The sequence below is a fragment of the Chromohalobacter sp. HP20-39 genome (assembly GCF_033052815.1).
Taxonomy (GTDB): domain Bacteria; phylum Pseudomonadota; class Gammaproteobacteria; order Pseudomonadales; family Halomonadaceae; genus Chromohalobacter.
Genome location: NZ_JAWHTP010000004.1, coordinates 307,332 through 323,038, shown reverse-complemented (window position 1 = coordinate 323,038; position 15,707 = coordinate 307,332). Strand labels below are relative to the sequence as shown.

The 15,707-nt window shown below is 64.1% G+C and carries 14 protein-coding genes; 7 read left to right on the top strand and 7 right to left on the bottom strand.

The features are described 5' to 3' along the window. Window positions 1–24: 24 nt before the first annotated feature. From RVY79_RS10945 to RVY79_RS10935, 3 genes are all read right to left on the bottom strand, one after another. Entirely contained in the window at window positions 25–1,332 is a 1,308-nt protein-coding gene (locus RVY79_RS10945; protein WP_317464168.1) for an MFS transporter, read from the bottom strand. A gap of 256 nt (window positions 1,333–1,588) precedes the next feature. Further along, entirely contained in the window at window positions 1,589–2,020 is a 432-nt protein-coding gene (locus RVY79_RS10940; RefSeq protein WP_246896889.1) for an OsmC family protein, read from the bottom strand. An 84-nt stretch (window positions 2,021–2,104) separates the two neighbouring features. After that, window positions 2,105–2,674, bottom strand: a complete 570-nt coding sequence (locus RVY79_RS10935; RefSeq protein ID WP_317464167.1) for a DUF1415 domain-containing protein — start codon at window positions 2,672–2,674, stop codon at window positions 2,105–2,107. Between the two features lie 124 nt (window positions 2,675–2,798). Here RVY79_RS10935 and RVY79_RS10930 point away from each other — a divergent pair, with 124 nt between their 5' ends. Then, window positions 2,799–3,704, top strand: coding sequence for an aldo/keto reductase (locus RVY79_RS10930; protein WP_317464166.1), 906 nt, complete (start codon window positions 2,799–2,801; stop codon window positions 3,702–3,704). A gap of 182 nt (window positions 3,705–3,886) precedes the next feature. Here RVY79_RS10930 and RVY79_RS10925 read toward each other — a convergent pair whose 3' ends face one another. Both RVY79_RS10925 and RVY79_RS10920 read right to left on the bottom strand, forming a co-directional pair. Further along, complete coding sequence (locus RVY79_RS10925; RefSeq protein ID WP_317464165.1) at window positions 3,887–4,558, bottom strand: FMN-binding negative transcriptional regulator; 672 nt, start codon at window positions 4,556–4,558, stop codon at window positions 3,887–3,889. Window positions 4,559–4,568: 10 nt separating this feature from the next. Further along, complete coding sequence (locus RVY79_RS10920; RefSeq protein WP_317464164.1) at window positions 4,569–5,312, bottom strand: GNAT family protein; 744 nt, start codon at window positions 5,310–5,312, stop codon at window positions 4,569–4,571. A 91-nt stretch (window positions 5,313–5,403) separates the two neighbouring features. On the opposite strand from RVY79_RS10920, the gene RVY79_RS10915 reads away from it, so the two are divergent. The 3 genes from RVY79_RS10915 to RVY79_RS10905 all read left to right on the top strand — a co-directional run bounded on the left by RVY79_RS10915 (window position 5,404) and on the right by RVY79_RS10905 (window position 8,466). Beyond that, a complete protein-coding gene (locus RVY79_RS10915) occupies window positions 5,404–6,879 on the top strand; it encodes a PLP-dependent aminotransferase family protein (RefSeq protein WP_317464163.1) in 1,476 nt (491 codons plus the stop codon). 228 nt (window positions 6,880–7,107) lie between these two features. Beyond that, complete coding sequence (locus RVY79_RS10910; RefSeq protein WP_317464162.1) at window positions 7,108–7,713, top strand: DUF1326 domain-containing protein; 606 nt, start codon at window positions 7,108–7,110, stop codon at window positions 7,711–7,713. 21 nt (window positions 7,714–7,734) lie between these two features. After that, window positions 7,735–8,466, top strand: coding sequence for a DUF2182 domain-containing protein (locus tag RVY79_RS10905; protein WP_317464161.1), 732 nt, complete (start codon window positions 7,735–7,737; stop codon window positions 8,464–8,466). A 53-nt stretch (window positions 8,467–8,519) separates the two neighbouring features. On the opposite strand, the gene nfi is transcribed toward RVY79_RS10905, so the two are convergent. After that, window positions 8,520–9,266 carry a deoxyribonuclease V gene (gene nfi / locus RVY79_RS10900; protein WP_317464160.1) on the bottom strand — a complete coding sequence of 249 codons (747 nt, stop codon included), beginning with the start codon at window positions 9,264–9,266 and terminating at the stop codon, window positions 8,520–8,522. 94 nt (window positions 9,267–9,360) lie between these two features. On the opposite strand from nfi, the gene RVY79_RS10895 reads away from it, so the two are divergent. From RVY79_RS10895 to RVY79_RS10885, 3 genes are read left to right on the top strand one after another with little or no spacing between them, the layout of a single operon-like run. Beyond that, window positions 9,361–10,644 (top strand): exonuclease SbcCD subunit D C-terminal domain-containing protein, encoded by a 1,284-nt coding sequence (locus RVY79_RS10895; protein WP_317464159.1) that lies wholly within the window; start codon window positions 9,361–9,363, stop codon window positions 10,642–10,644. After that, window positions 10,641–13,946, top strand: coding sequence for an AAA family ATPase (locus RVY79_RS10890; RefSeq protein ID WP_317464158.1), 3,306 nt, complete (start codon window positions 10,641–10,643; stop codon window positions 13,944–13,946). Before RVY79_RS10895 ends, RVY79_RS10890 begins: the two co-directional genes overlap by 4 nt. 50 nt (window positions 13,947–13,996) lie before the next feature. Further along, window positions 13,997–14,977, top strand: coding sequence for an alpha/beta hydrolase (locus RVY79_RS10885; protein ID WP_317464157.1), 981 nt, complete (start codon window positions 13,997–13,999; stop codon window positions 14,975–14,977). A 124-nt stretch (window positions 14,978–15,101) separates the two neighbouring features. On the opposite strand, the gene wrbA is transcribed toward RVY79_RS10885, so the two are convergent. After that, window positions 15,102–15,707 (bottom strand): NAD(P)H:quinone oxidoreductase, encoded by a 606-nt coding sequence (gene wrbA / locus RVY79_RS10880; RefSeq protein ID WP_317464156.1) that lies wholly within the window; start codon window positions 15,705–15,707, stop codon window positions 15,102–15,104.

Sequence of the window (15,707 nt, the reverse complement as noted above, 5' to 3'; positions counted from 1 at the left end):
TTTCGTCAACTACTTCTCAGCGGCTCATGAGGCCATGACGGCCAGTCGCCGACCGTTCGGCACACGCATCAGATAGAGCCCGATGACGATGCCCAACCCGCCCAGCGCGGCGACGTAGACCGCCGGAAACAGGGGGTGCACGGCCATCAGTACCGACACCACGATGGGCGTGAAGCCACCGAAGATGGCATAGGCGACATTGTACGAGAACGACAGCCCCGTGAAGCGCACCATGGCCGGGAACGACTTGACGGCAATCGTCGGCACCACGCCGACTATACCCACGGCGAAACCGCAAACGATGTAAAGCGGCGTCAGCCACTCGGGATGCGTGCCGACGGTAATCATCATGACCCAGTAGCTGATAGCCAGTAGCAAGCCCCACAGCACGATGGTCGGGCCACTGCCGAAGCGGTCCGCGCTCCAGCCCGAGGCCAGGCACCCGACCACCACGCCGAGGATGGCATAGACATTGGCCAGCGAGGCATCCAGTCCGTAACGGCTTTGCAGTAGGCTCGGCGTCATCAGGATCACCACCACGACGGCGGCGGTCAGAATCCAGGTGACGGCCATCGAAAGCACCACGCTCGGCAAGTGATTACGCAAGACGCTCTTGACCGGCAACTCCTCGGCCAGTGCCTTCTTCTCCTGCATCTCGGCGAACACCGGGGTCTCCTGCAACCAGCGACGCAGGTACACGGCCAACAGCCCGAACACACCACCAATCAGAAACGGAATCCGCCAGGCGTACGCGGCCAACTCTGCATCGCTGTAAGTGGTCTTGATGAACGCCGACATCAGCGAGCCGATGAGGATCCCCGACACCAGGCCAGCGGACAGCGTGCCGCAGGCAAAACCCACATGGCGCCGCTTGACGTGCTCGGTGACGAACACCCAGGCACCGGGCACTTCACCGCCCACCGCAGCGCCTTGAAGGATACGCAGCGCTACCAGCAGCAGGGGCGCCGCATAGCCCAAGGTGTCGTAGGTCGGCATCAAACCGATCAACAGCGTCGGCACCGCCATCAGGAAGATCGACAGGGTGAACATCTTCTTGCGCCCCAGCAGGTCGCCGAAGTGCGCCATGATGATGCCACCCAGCGGACGTGCCAGATAGCCGGCAGCGAAGATCCCGAAGGTCTGGATCTGGCGTAGCCATTCGGGCATCTCGGGGGGAAAGAACAACTGCCCCACCACCGTGGCGAAATACACGAAGATGATGAAGTCGTAAAACTCCAGTGCGCCGCCCAAGGCGGACAGCGACAGCACCTTGACGTCGCGGCGATTCAGCGGGCGCGACGAGGCCGCATCGGTCTCTTGCGAAGTAGTCATGATGAATGAGGTCTTCCGTCGAATGATCTTTGATCGTGTTATATGAACATCAGTCCAGCGTCGCGATACCCAAGTAGGGAGGGAGGTACCGACCGACGAGCGTATAGGAGGCTAACAGATTCGCGGGAAGACTGCATCGGCGACGTTGTCAAGTATCAACGACGCCAAGGGAGAGTACTTACTATAAAAAGACCGTCGCAAATAATAAGAGGGCCGGCGCAAGGCCGGCCCCGGGGAAGCGGAAGCGATACCGCTATCAGCTTTCGAGCGTTGCATCCAGCGTGATCTCGGCATTCAGCACGCGCGAGATCGGGCAACCTTCCTTGGCCTTGTTGGCCGATTCCTCGAAGCCTGACTGATCGATGCCCGGCACCTTGGCACGGGTAACGAGGTGCACCTTGGTGATCTTGAAGCCGCTGTCGTCCTGATCCAGCGTCACGGTCGCCTCGGTACGCACATCGTCGGGATCGTGTCCGGCTTCTCCCAGAATCATCGACAGCGCCATCGAATAGCAGCTGGCGTGGGATGCCGCGATCAATTCCTCGGGATTGGTCCCCGGCTCGCCTTCGAAGCGCGTATTGAAACCATAGGGATTGTCCTTGAGCGCACCGCTCTGAGTGGAGACCGTCCCCTTGCCGCGCTTGAGACTGCCTTGCCAATGGGCGGAACCGGTTTTCTCGATACTCATTCGTGCCTCCTGTCGTGAGTGGGCGTCATGCCCCTACACCATAGTCCATATGGGTGATGTCGTGGACTTCAAGGGGGCAAGGGGTCAATCGCTCGCCCGCACGCGCCGACACGCCGCCCACTGCTCGGCCAGTGCAGCGCTGCCCATGTCACGCAAGGCCGCGACGTTATCCTCGGGGATCGACTCCGGAGCGGGATGATTCGCCACAGCGGCCTCGACACTGGCTTCGCGCAGGAGATGCCACATCGGCCAGGGCGAGCGATTGGTGTAATTGGCGGGATCGTTGGCCGCGACGCCCTCAAAAACATAGTCGGGGTGAAAGCTCGCCAGTTGGTAGATCCCCGCGTAGCCCTCCGCCTCGAGCAAAGCCTCGGCAACGCCCAGCAGATCCAGATAGTCGTCGAAGTCGGACAGCCCTTCCGGCAGGATCAACAGCGTGGTTTCGATCGCCGGCTCGGCGTCCAGCCGCTGACATTCCTCGATCAAGGTATGCAGAAGACGTTCGGGGTCGGCATCGCCCGCCACGACATAGCGCAGGCTGTCACGACGCACCTCGCGGCCAGCGAAGGGGCAAACGTCATGCGCCACGACGAAATTCGCCACCCAGGCGCGGGTCATGGCGATGATATCGGCATCCAAGGGACGCTCGGACATGTGAATCGATCCTGAAACGAAAAGGGCTGCCAGTATAACGGACTTGTCGTGCTCTCCGTGTCGGCGCACCCTGAATGCATCCGCATCCATCCATACCATTCCCGCATGCTAGGGAGGCATCCACATGGCCACGCCCTTTTCTTCCAACACAACACACGCCCCCGAAACACCTAGCGTCACCCTCGCCGCCACCGCCCGGGAACCTGCCGTCACGTTGCCCGCCATCGGCCAGGGTAGCTGGCACATGGGCGAGAACCGCGCTCCGCGCCGCGATGAAGTCCACGCCCTGCAATACGGTCTCGACCTGGGCATGACGCTGATCGACACCGCCGAGATGTACGCCGACGGCGGCGCCGAGGAAATCGTCGGCGAGGCCCTGCGCGGGCGTCGCGACGAGGCCTTCGTGGTCTCCAAGGTCTACCCGTGGAACGCTGGCCGCCACGACGCCGTCGCCGCCTGCGAGCGCAGCCTGAAACGCCTGGGCACCGATTACCTGGACCTGTATCTACTGCACTGGCCCGGCAACGTGCCCTTGGAGGAAACGCTGGGAGCGTTCGAGCATCTACAAGCCCAGGGCAAGATTCGCCGCTACGGCGTCTCCAACTTCGACGTCGACGACATGCACGCCCTACATGCCTTGCCCGGTGGCGATGCCTGCGCCATCAACCAAGTGCTCTATCATCTCGGCTCGCGGGGTATCGAACACAGTCTGCTGCCCTGGCAGCGCCAACACGGCCTGCCGACCATGGCCTACTGTCCGCTGGCTCAGGGCGGGCAAGAGCTCGGTCACCCCGAGGTTCTCGCCATTGCCGACGAGTTCGGCGTCAGCCCCGCCCAAGTCCTTCTGGCATGGGCGATCCGCCCGGTGAACGGCCAACGCGACGTCATCGCCATCCCCAAAGCCGTGCAGCCCGCCCACGTCGAAGCCAACGCCGCCGCCATGCGACTCACGCTGGACGACGCCAGTCTCGCGCGGCTGGACGCCGCCTTCTCCACGCCGACGCGCAAACCGCCGCTGGATATCGTCTAGGCACTGTCTGAAAAGTCGACGAGCGAGGGTCAGACAAGGCAAAAATCAGCGAAAAAGCGGAGTTTACGGGTTGTAAATGAGCATTTTGATCGGACTCGCGCCCGAGCTGATTTTTAACGCAGTATGGCCGAGCGCAGACAGTTTTCAGACAATGCCTAGGTGCATCGACCATTCGAGGAGAATCAATCGTCGGACGGCATTCCGCTGAGGCAGACGGCATCGCCTTCGCTATAGCCATACTCATCTCGCAAGCCTCCATAAATGGCCTGACGCTCTTCGAGCGGCTTGTGCTGACTCGCCTTGCGTTTGCCTTCCAGGCGCTCGATGGTGATCTCGACGCCGACGATGGCCCGGCACATCGCCGCAATATAATCGTCGGGCGCATCGCTGACCCGCCAAGGCCTTTCCCGCTGACCTTCGAAGCGCTCGGTAAGCGCCGTCACCGTCTCGACTAACCAATGCGGATCATCAATCAGGCGCAATCTGCCATGCGCATGCACCACCTGATAATTCCAGGTCGGCACCACCTTGCCGTGCTCCCGCTTGGCCGGATACCAGCTCGGCGTGATATAGGCCTGAGGGCCGTGGAAGATCGCCAACGCCTCGAACGTCTCTGCCGGGTTTTCCGCAACTGGGCTTTCAAGACAGGACACCAGCGGATTGGCTCGCGCTATATGGCCACGCAGGATATCCGGCGATTGCGCATCCGCTGCCGGTGTCAGCAACAGCGGCAAGTGATCGGCGCTTAGCGCACCGGATGAGTCCCGAGTCACCAGCGTGGCGAAGGGAGCAGATTCAATGGCGCGACGGCACTCGGCACGATCATCGAGGCGAAACTGAGACGGCTGATACATGGCTCGACCTTCAAGAGGGGGAAATCGTGGCAGTCATCGACGATAACGATTGGCGCTGGCAGCCCGCCGTATCGAAGTTTTCGGGCGCCAGCCAGCAGCGGTGGCACTCGCGAATCGCCGGCCACTCAGCATCCAGCACCGAGAACCAGGCCGTGTCGCGGTTGCGCCCGGCGACGACTCGATGCTGACGGAAGACACCCTCGAAGCGAAAACCGAGTCGCTCGGCGGCGCGGCGCGAGGGCGCGTTCAGGGCATCGCACTTCCATTCGAGGCGGCGATATCCCATGTCGAAGGCGTGCGCCATCATCAGCATCAGCGCTTCGCTGGACATCAGCGTGCGTGCCATGCGGGGCGAGAAGCTGAGATGACCGATCTCGATTCGCCCATCCGTCGGCACGATATTGAGATACATCGCCATGCCTGCCGCTTGCCCATCGGTGGGATCGACCACGGCATAGCAGAGCGGATCCCGCCCCACACTCATGCGCGACAACCAGGCTTGGCAGCCGGCCTCGTCATCGAACGGACGACCGCCGAGATAGGTCCAGCGGGCACGCGCATCGGGATCGTTGGCGAATTCCGGAGCCGGCATCCGCCACGCCTGCCACAGCGACGCCGCGTGATACGCCGCATCCAATGGCTCCACGCGGCAGAAGCGCCCCACCAGAGGCTCGGCATCAGGCGCCGACGGCGATTGCCAGCAATCGAGGTTCGAGCCGACCGGCTGTCCGTAAGCGTTATAGGCTTGGCTCATGGAGGACTTTCCTCAGGATATGACGAAGCACTAGTCTGTCGCCATAATGGTCCCTCAATAAGAACCAATATTACCGATATGTGAGGAACCAGTGACCGATCCGAACGCCCACCGGCTCTGGATTCAGGAGGCGTTGAATCTTCAACTCGCCGAGCCGGACGACCGCACGCTCAACCAGCGTCTTTATGATGCCCTGCGCAGCGGCATCCAGCAGGGCCAACTGCCCCATGGGAGCGCCCTTCCCTCGTCCCGACAACTGGCCACCAGCCTGGGCGTGGGACGCAACACCGTGCTGGTCGCGGTCGACCGTCTCATCGCCGAGGGCTTTCTGGTATCGCGCCCGGGAGCCGGGGTTTTCGTTGCCGATTGGCAGTGGGGAACACAGAAATGCCTCGATGCTCCATCACCGCGACCCGTGGCGCTCTCGCAACGCGGCGAACGTCTCCTCGAATTCACGGCGCCCTCGAGCGAACGTCATACTGCCTTCGCGCCCGGCGTACCGGCGCTGGACCGTTTTCCCCGCGAGCGCTGGCAGCGCTTGCTTAGACGCCATCAGCAGCGCGCTCCTGTGGAATGGTTCGATTACCAGAATGCAGGTGGCGTCAGCGCGCTACGCGAGGCGCTGTGCGATTATCTGCGCTTGTCGCGCTCGGTGCGCTGCCAACCGGAGCAGATCCTGATCACTCAGGGTGCGCAGCAGGGCTTCGAGCTGATCGCACGACTGCTCGCCGACGTCGGGGATAGCGTCTGGATGGAGGAGCCCGGCTATGGCGGCGCACAGGCCTGCTTCGCTTCGGCAGGACTGGCTCTGCAGCCGGTACCGGTCGACGGTGACGGCTTGAATGTCGCGTCATTGCCCGCCGAGACGCCACCCCCCAAGCTGATCTACGTGACGCCATCGCACCAGTACCCCAGCGGCACGACCCTGTCACTGTCACGTCGCACTGCGCTGTTGGCGCTCGCCCAGCGGCATGGTGCCTGGATCATCGAGGACGACTACGACAGCGAGTTCCGCTATACCAGCGCGCCGATCGCCTCGCTTCAGGGGCTGATGGATAACGCCCCGGTGATCTATGTCGGCACCTTCAGCAAGGTCCTCTATCCGGGGCTTCGGTTGGGCTATCTGGTGCTGCCTCCGTCGCTGGTGGCGACCTTCCAGCGCATCAACGCCCGCCTGCACCGAGAAGGGCAATATGTCGCTCAGGCGGCGCTGGCCGACTTCATCGGCGAAGGCCATTTCTCCCGCCATGTAGCGCGCATGCGCAAGTGCTACCGTCACCGCCAGGCCGCGCTTCGCCAGGCGCTGGCGCCGGCGGTTTCCTGCGGGCTCGAACTCTCGTCCGGCCATGCGGGGATGCACCTGGTCGCATACCTGGAAAGCCATGCACTGGAGCGCGAACTGGTCCACCGGGGCAAGCAAGCGGGCCTGCGACTATCGCCGCTTTCTAGCTTTTACCTGCAAGCGCCCAGTCAGCCGGGGTTGGTACTCGGCTATGCCGGCGCGACTGAGGCCGAGATCGAACGTGCCGGCCGGTGGCTCAGCGAAACGTGGCTGGCGTTGGCATGAAGCATATGCCGATAATCGTCGAAGTCCGCTAGCCCTCGCCTGTCGGTTTAGTCACGGGGCACCAACGTGGAGAAGCCTTCAACCCTTGGCGCCACGGCGCCGCTAGCGTCAATTCACATGAAATTTTCATCGATTCCTTCGGGAACGCCGACCGCCCAGGCGCTATTCTTGATGGGAAGAGGACTGCCTTCCGTGATGCCTCCCCAATAGATGAATAGGAGCACGATCATGAGTACACAATGGCGGGTCAAGGGCACTTACTTCGAGGCCTGCACCTGCAAGGGAGCGTGTCCTTGCCTGTTCGGTGGAGATCCCACGGAAGGCAGTTGTGATGCCTTGGTGGCATGGCACATCGATCAAGGCAACATGGACGGCCTGCCCCTCGACGGACTGAACCTGGCCATGGCGCTGCACAGCCCGGAAAACATGACCGCCGGCGACTGGAGGGTGATGGTTTATATCGATGCCAGCGCCAGCCAGCAACAGCACGACGCCTTGGCAAAGATCTTCGGCGGGGCCGTCGGAGGACACCCGGCCACCCTGGCCGGATTCATCGGCGAAATTCTGGGGATCGAATCGGTGCCGATGCGCTATGACATCGAGGGTCGACACCACCAACTCGAGGTCGGCGAAATCGCCAACGCCTCGCTGAACGCCATCGCAGGGCAGAATGGCGAGGAAGTCACCATCAGCGGCCATCCTCTCGCTGTGGCGCCAGGCAACACCGGCACGGTGGCGCAATCGGAGTACGTTTCGCACCGAGGCCACGGCCTGGAGTGGAGCTTCAGCGGGCGTACCGCCTTCTATTCTCCGTTCCAGTACCAGGCGGCGTAATGTCGTCGGGAGGCGCTCGAGATGCAAGTCATCTCTCTGCAGACACTCCGTCACGGTCGCGCCCTGCTCCTGGCATGCCTGGCCCTGGCGATCGTCTTGAGCTGGTGGCACCTGATCCACATGACCGGGGGGATGCCGGCCATGGATATCGCCATGTCCTTCCGCCCCTGGGCCACCTTCGCCATGTGGATGGTGATGATGGTCGGGATGATGCTGCCGGGTGCAGCACCGGGCATTCTGATGTTTGCCGCGTCTCGGTCACGAGAAAGCAAGGGCGATACGCTGCCCTACCTGTTTACGCTAGGTTATCTGCTCGCCTGGGCAGGCTATTCGGCTCTGGCAACGACCGCGCAGTGGGGGCTCCATACACACGGACTGCTGACGACCTCCCAGGCCCTGAGTGGTAACCTGCTCGCCGGATTGCTGCTGATGACCGCAGGCGCCTTCCAGTGGACGCCATGGAAGCAAGCCTGCCTACGTCGCTGTCGTAGTCCACTCGGCATGCTCGTCGAAGGATTCCCTACCAAACGGCACCGCGCCCTAACCGCTGGTCTGCGGCTCGGTCTCTACTGCGCGGGCTGCTGCTGGGCGCTGATGGCATTGATGTTCGTCGGTGGAATAATGAGCCTGGCCTGGATGGCCCTACTCACCCTGATCATCCTCTTGGAAAAGGTCATCGCCCCCTGGAAACGCCTGTCCGACATGCTCGGCCTCGTCCTGGTGGCCTACGGCAGTTGGCTACTGATCATGTAAGCAGAGTATGAGGCTGGGGCCAGGCGAATTCCGCTTACAGATAATCCAGACAGTTATAACAAAGAATCATTGGGCTCGACGAAGCGGCGGCCCCGCCGCGACGCCAGCCGATCCGCGAGCCGGGTCGGCTCGGGCAGCTTGGTCTTGCCCAGGCAGGCCGTCACCCAGGCCAACGCCGTTTCCAAGGAAACATGATGGCCGCTAGAGATGAACAGCGGTTTCACGTTCTCTCTCGAGCGCAATACCGCCCCTATCGTGACCCGACCGCGCTCATCGAGTGTGACGTCTGCGGGGTCTTCGTCGCGCTTACGATCGGTCAGTGGCGTCCAACCACCCTTCTCCGTGGGAACCTCCCCAAACTGACCACACAGACGGCTCTTGCCCACGCCGATCGTCGGCAGATCGAGCCACAGGCCCAGGTGCGAGGCCACGCCGAGACGCCGTGGGTGGGCAATACCCTGGCCGTCGACCATTACCAGGTCGGGGGACGACGCCAGCCGCCCAAAGGCGGCCAGGGCGGCGGGGATCTCGCGAAACGACAGCAGCCCCGGGATATAAGGCATGCGTGTCGGCTCGCGATGCACCACCGACTCGCGCAGCGTCAGCGATGGCCATTCGAGCACCACGACCGCCGCCCGCGTCGTCTCACCGCCATCCTCGAAGCCGATATCCACGCCCGCGATACAGGTCACCGCGTCCGGTTTGCCGTGCCTGACCACGCGCGGTGCGAGACGACGCTGCAGTGCCACGGCCTCCTCAGGGGTCAGCGACCACTCATGCAACATTTGCTGATCCGGCATATGGCCTCCTTGTGGTTCCTTCTTCCTTGTCAGTGGCCCCATTGGGCCGCCCTCCCGCAACCGGTAGACTGACACTCCGGTATAGGAGATCTGCGTGAAACTCATCCACACAGCGGACTGGCATCTCGGTCAGACTTTCCACGGGCAAGAGCGCCACACCGAACAACGCGCGTTCCTCGACTGGCTGTTGGCGACGCTCGAAGCGCGACGTCCGGACGCCCTGCTCATCGCAGGCGATATCTTCGATGTCGTCAATCCATCGCTGCGCGCCCAGGAGATGCTCTACGACTTCATCGTCGAGGCACATCAGCGTTTGCCGCAACTGACCATCGTCATGATCGCCGGCAACCACGACAGCGGCAACCGTATCGAGTTGCCCGCACCCCTGATGCAGCGTCTCAACACCCACGCCCTGGGCCGGGTGAGCTGGCTCGACGACGGACGACTCGACGCCGAGCGCCTGCTGGTACCGCTGACCGATGCCGACGGCGAGGTTCGCGCCTGGTGCCTGGCGCTGCCCTTCCTGCGGCCCGCCGAGGTCACCGGCAACACCGCCCTGAGTAGCGACGAGGCCGACGACGCCTCGCGCAATACCTATGTCGCAGGCATCACACGCGTTCACCAACAGCTCATCGACGCGGCGCGCGAACGTCGCCTCCCCGGCCAGGCGCTCATTGCCATGAGTCACGCCCATCTGCACGGCGCGTCGGTCTCTGAGGCCAGCGAGCGGCCCATCGTCATCGGCGGCGAGGAATCGATCCCAGCCTCGTTGTTCCCCGCCGACATCGCCTATGTCGCGCTGGGCCACCTGCATCGCGCTCAGCAGGTCGGCGAGGAACGTATCCGTTACAGCGGTAGTCCGTTGCCGCTGGACTTCAGCGAGGTGGCCTATCCCCACCAAGTCGTCGAAGTCACGCTCGACGGCGCAGCCTTGCGCGATGTCGAAAGCCTGGCGGTCCCGCGTCCAGTGGCCATGCACCGCCTCGGCCCGGCGCCACTCGACGACGTGCTCGCCGAGCTGGACGCCCTGGTGGATACGCCCGAGCTATCGACAGACCAAGGACGGGATCTCCCTAGAGAACGCTGGCCCTGGCTCGAGGTACGCGTCGAACTCGACGCCCCGATGCCCGACCTGCGCGCCCGAGTAGACGCGGCACTCGACGGCAAGCCACTGCGCCTGCTGCGTCTGGAGCGCCGCCTGCCGAAAGTCACCGCCGAAGACGCACCCGCCCGCATCGACCTGGCGGCGCTCGGCCCGCGCAAGCTGTTCGAGCGCACCTGGCAAGCGCGCTGGGGCGAGCCGCCCGCCGACGATGTGCTCGCCGACTTCGACCGGCTGCGTCAGGACGTACTCGACGACGAGGAGACACCGACATGAAGATCCTCGCCCTGCGCCTGGCCAATCTGGCCTCGATCCCCGGCCCGCTGGAACTCGACTTCACCACCGCGCCGCTCGCCGAAGCCGGCCTGTTCGCCATCACCGGCCCCACCGGCGCCGGCAAGAGCACGCTGCTCGACGCCTTGTGTCTGGCGCTCTACGGCAGCACGCCCCGGTTGCGCCAGGCCCCTGGCCAGAACGCCCCGCTGCCCGACGTGGGTGACGCCACCCTCAATACCGCCGACCCGCGGACCCTACTGCGTCGAGGCACCGCCAGCGGCCATGCCGAGGTCGACTTCCTGGGCCGCGACGGCCGCCGCTATCGCGCCCGCTGGGCCGTGCGCCGCGCCCGCGAGAAGGCCGACGGCAAGTTGCAGAAGATCGAACAGTCGCTCACCGATCTGGATGACGACCGCCTGCTGACCACGCAGAAACGCGAGTTCGACCGCCTGCTGCCCGAGCGCCTGGGGCTCAGCTTCGAGCAATTTACCCGCGCCGTGCTGCTGGCCCAGAGCGAGTTCGCCGCCTTCCTCAAGGCCGACGACAACGAGCGCAGCGACCTGCTCGAGCGCCTCACCGGCACCGCCGAGTACTCCGAGATCTCGGTCGCCGCCTATCGCCGCGCCAGTCAGGCCAAGAAAGCCGTCGATGCGCTGGACGCCAAGCTCGCCGACGACTTGCCTGCCGAGGCCGAGGCCCGCACCGCGCTCGAAAAGACCGCCGAGACCGCCCAAGCCGAACTCGACACCGTGCAGCGCCATGCAAGGCGCCTGGAGACACAAGCACAGTGGCATGCCACGGATGCCAAACTTCGCGATGCTCACACCCAAGGGCAGCGCGAGCACCACGCTGCCGAGGCGCATTGGCAGACGCTGGCCCCAGCCCGCGCCGACCGTGACTGGCAGCGCCTGATCGCGCCTCAACGTCATCGTCTGGCGCGTCAGGCCGAACTACCCGGTGAGATCTCGCGTCTCGAGGCAACGCATGCCGACACACGCAAAGCCTTGACGCAGGCCGAGACCACACAGCAGCAGGCCAAACAGACACATGCCACGGCCGAACAGGCCCTTCAAGACGCCGACGCGGCACGCCGCAAAGCCGAACCTCAACTGCACCAGGCCCGCGAACAGGCACAGCAATTGGCTACCCGCGAGCATCAGTTGGCCGAGCTCGACAAAACGCACGCCGCGCATCGCCGCGACGCGCAAGCGCTGACCGCACGCCGCCAGGAGGCCCACGAGACGCAGCAACGCCAGCGCCGGCAGCGCGATGACTGGCAGGCCACCCTGCGCCAGCTAATGGGCGAGCACGACCGCGTGGAAGACGCTCGCCAGGCCGTTCAGCGCGCGTATGATCACGCCGCCCGGCGTCACCTGGCACTCGGCGAGCTGCAAAGTCGCTGGCAGACCGCCTGTCGTGCCGAGCACACCCAGCGCACGCTCAATGAGCGCTTGACGCAGGACGCAAAGCGCCTCGAGGCGTTAATCACCCAAGGCCAGGCCGCGCGCCAGCGCCTCGATGAGCACGAGCGTCACTATCGCAGCGTGCTGGAATTCGTCGAACGCGGCCGCGCGGTGCGCAGCGAGAGTGTCACGCATTTGCGCGTGGCCCTCGAGGAAGGCCAGCCCTGCCCGGTGTGCGGCGGGCTCGAGCATCCCTGGCGCCACCAGCCACCACAGACACCTGAAGCCGCCCAGCTTGCCGCGCAGCAAGCGGAAGAAGACCGCCAGTTGACGGACGCCCAGCAGCAGCGTGACCACGCTCAGCAACAACGCGACGAACTGTTGGGCCAGTACCGCGCGCTTGACGCCTCTCTCACGCAGCAACGCCAGGACGGTGCGGATGCCGACAAACGCCGCCAGGAGGCGTACCAGGCGCTCAGCGAACATCCGCTGTATGACGAGCTTGCCACCATCGATCACGACCGGCGCGACGCCTGGCTGACCGAGCAACGCCAGACAAGCGACGCCCAGCGCGCGCAACACGAAAAGACACTGCAGGCGCTTGCCCGCGCCGAGGCCGAGCTGGCACCGCTCGACGAGGCATTGCGCCAGAGCGAGCTGACACTGGCGCAACTCGACGCCCAACGCACCAGTCTCGACAAGGAACTAACAGAACTCGATGCGCGTCTGCCTCCGCTACGCCGCGAGCGCGACGATATCGCCGCCCGGCTCAAGGCCCTGCTCGGCGAGCATGCCGCGCCGGATGCCTGGCAGCAGCAGCTCGATACGCGCCAGGCCAGCGCGCGCCAGGCACGGGATACGGCGCTTGCCCAATGCCATGACAGTGAGCGGGAAGCCCAGCGGCTTGCCCAGCAGTCGCACTACGAGGCCGAGCAACTCACCCGGCTCAACCAGGAAATCGACACCCTCACCCGTGAGTTGGATGCCTGGCGCCAAGCGCATCCCGAGCTGGACAACGCCACCCTGCAGCGGCTACTCGCCGAAACCGAGGGTGACGCCGAACGCCGGGAACGGGAATTGGCCCAGGCCGAGCAGGCCCGCCAGCAGACCGCTGCCGCCCTCGCCGAGCGCCGCCAGGCCCTCATCGCGCATCGCCGCGACCAGGCATTGACCGAGCATGACGCACCCGCAGGCGCCCTATTGGGCGCGGCGGTCGACGCCCGGATCGACCAGCGCCGAGAGGCGCTTGGCATCGAGCGTAGTGCTCTGGCGCCCCGGCACGATGCCGCCCAGGCACGCCGTGACGACGCCCAGCACGCCCTGCGCGACGACGACCGCAAGCGTCAGCGCCAGCGCGAAGGGCAAGCCGAGCTCGATGCCGCGCGCGCCGAATACCGTCGCTGGGGCCGCATCAGCGAACTGATCGGCTCCGCCGACGGCAAGGTCTTCCGGCGCATCGCTCAGGCCTACAACCTGGAGCAATTGCTGGAACACGCCAACGCGCATCTGACGGGTCTTAGCCGCCGTTACAAGCTGATTCGCGGCGGCAGCGAGCTGGGCCTGCTGGTGGAGGACCGCGACATGGGCGACGAACGCCGCTCGGTGCATTCGCTTTCCGGCGGCGAAACCTTCCTTGTCTCGCTGGCGCTGGCGCTGGGGCTCGCCTCAATGGCCTCCGGCGAACTCGTCATCGAATCACTGTTCATCGACGAAGGCTTCGGCAGCCTCGACCCGCAATCCCTGGCACTCGCCATGGACGCCCTCGACGGTCTGCAAGCGCTAGGCCGCCGCGTCGGCGTGATCTCGCATGTACAGGAAATGCACGAACGCATCCCGGTACAGATTCAGGTCGAGCCACTGGGTAATGGCACGAGTCGAGCGAGGTTGGTGAATGCATAAGGAATTTCGTGGCACGCTGGTATCGGCCAGCAAATAATCACGAGGTGCCCATGAAATTCGCCATCGGCTTGCTCTTGCTAATCAGCGTGGGGCTGGTGAGCGCTACCGCCTTGGCGCTTATCTTCGGCGGTCCATCCCAGCCACCAACCATGGAAGGCATCAATGCGCCATTCAAGACGCTCGACAATAGCGACCTGCCGGTACTCAGCACCTATCAAGCGCGAGACGGCACGCTGCTCGGCTTTCGCCGTTACTCGCCTTCTGCCGGCGCCTCACATGGCAGCGTGGTACTGCTCCACGGCTCCGCTGCTGACAGCCGCAGCATGCACCCGCTGGCCAAGGCGTTCGCCGCCGCCGGGTACACCGTATACGCGCTGGATATTCGCGGACACGGCGCCTCCGGAACCCGCGGTGACATCGCCTACGTGGGACAACTCGAGGATGATCTGGAAGACTTCGTGCATGCTGCCACTCCGGTCGCGCCCCGCACGCTCGTGGGTTTCTCTTCCGGTGGTGGCTTCGCACTCAGGGTAGCCGGTAGTCAACGCCAGCGACTGTTTTCCAACTACCTGCTACTGTCGCCGTTCATCAGTCAGGAGGCACCGACGTATCGGGCCGATAGTGGCGGCTGGACCCGCGTCGGCTTACCGCGTTACATCGCCATCACACTATTGAATCGGTTCGGTATCGACGCCTTCAACCATCTGCCCGTGGTACGTTATGCCGTCGACGAGCATGCCGATCTGACACCGGTCTACTCGTACAATTTGGCCCAGAATTACCGGCCGATACCCGATTACCGGGCTACCCTACGCGCGACGAACCGCCCGATGCGTGTGCTGGTGGGCGAAGACGACCAGGTCTTTCGTGCCGATCAGTTCGCCTCTGTGTTTCAACATGCCGGCAGCGACGTAGCGGTCGATCAACTCCCCGGCATCGACCACATCGGTCTCATACTCGACCCCGACGCCATCGATGACACCGTCGCCGCTATCCAGGCACTGAACGGGCAAAAAACGCCTGCCCCTTAGTAGGACGGGGTAATACCTAGGCGACGTGTCAAAAAAACGCACTTCGTGTACCTATCCCTGACACTAAAAAGCCGCGCCCGAAGGCACGGCGTTTGGCATGACGTTGTTGGCTACGTCGTAGTGCTCAGCCGGCGAGTTTGGCGGCCATTTCAGCGGTGTGCTGGCCCTGGAAGCGGGCGATGGTCAGTTCGTTTTCGCTGGGTTGGCGGCTGCCGTCGCCACCGGCGATGGTCGTGGCACCGTAGGGCGTGCCGCCGGAGACTTCCTCGAGCTCGCTCAATGCCGCGCAGGAGTACGGCACACCGACGATCGCCATGCCATGGTGAAGCAAGGTGGTATGAATCGAGGTCAGGGTGGTTTCCTGCCCGCCGTGCTGACTGGCGGTGGAAGTGAAGGCGCCGCCCAGCTTGCCGATCAGCTTGCCCTGGGCCCAGAGGCCGCCTGTCTTGTCCCAGAAATTGCGCATCTGCGAGGCCATGTTGCCGAAACGCGTGGGCGTACCGACGAGAATCGCATCGTACTCAGCCAAGATGCTGGGATCGTCCAGCACAGCGGCGGTGCTGTCTGCCTTGTAGCCGGATTTTTCGGCGACGTCGGCGGGCACGAGTTCTGCCACGCGATACAGGTCCACCTGGGTGCCGGCCACGCCGCGCGCGCCTTCGGCGACGGCATTGGCCAATGTTTCGATGTGCCCGTAACTGGAATAATAGAGAACGAGAATCTTGCTCAC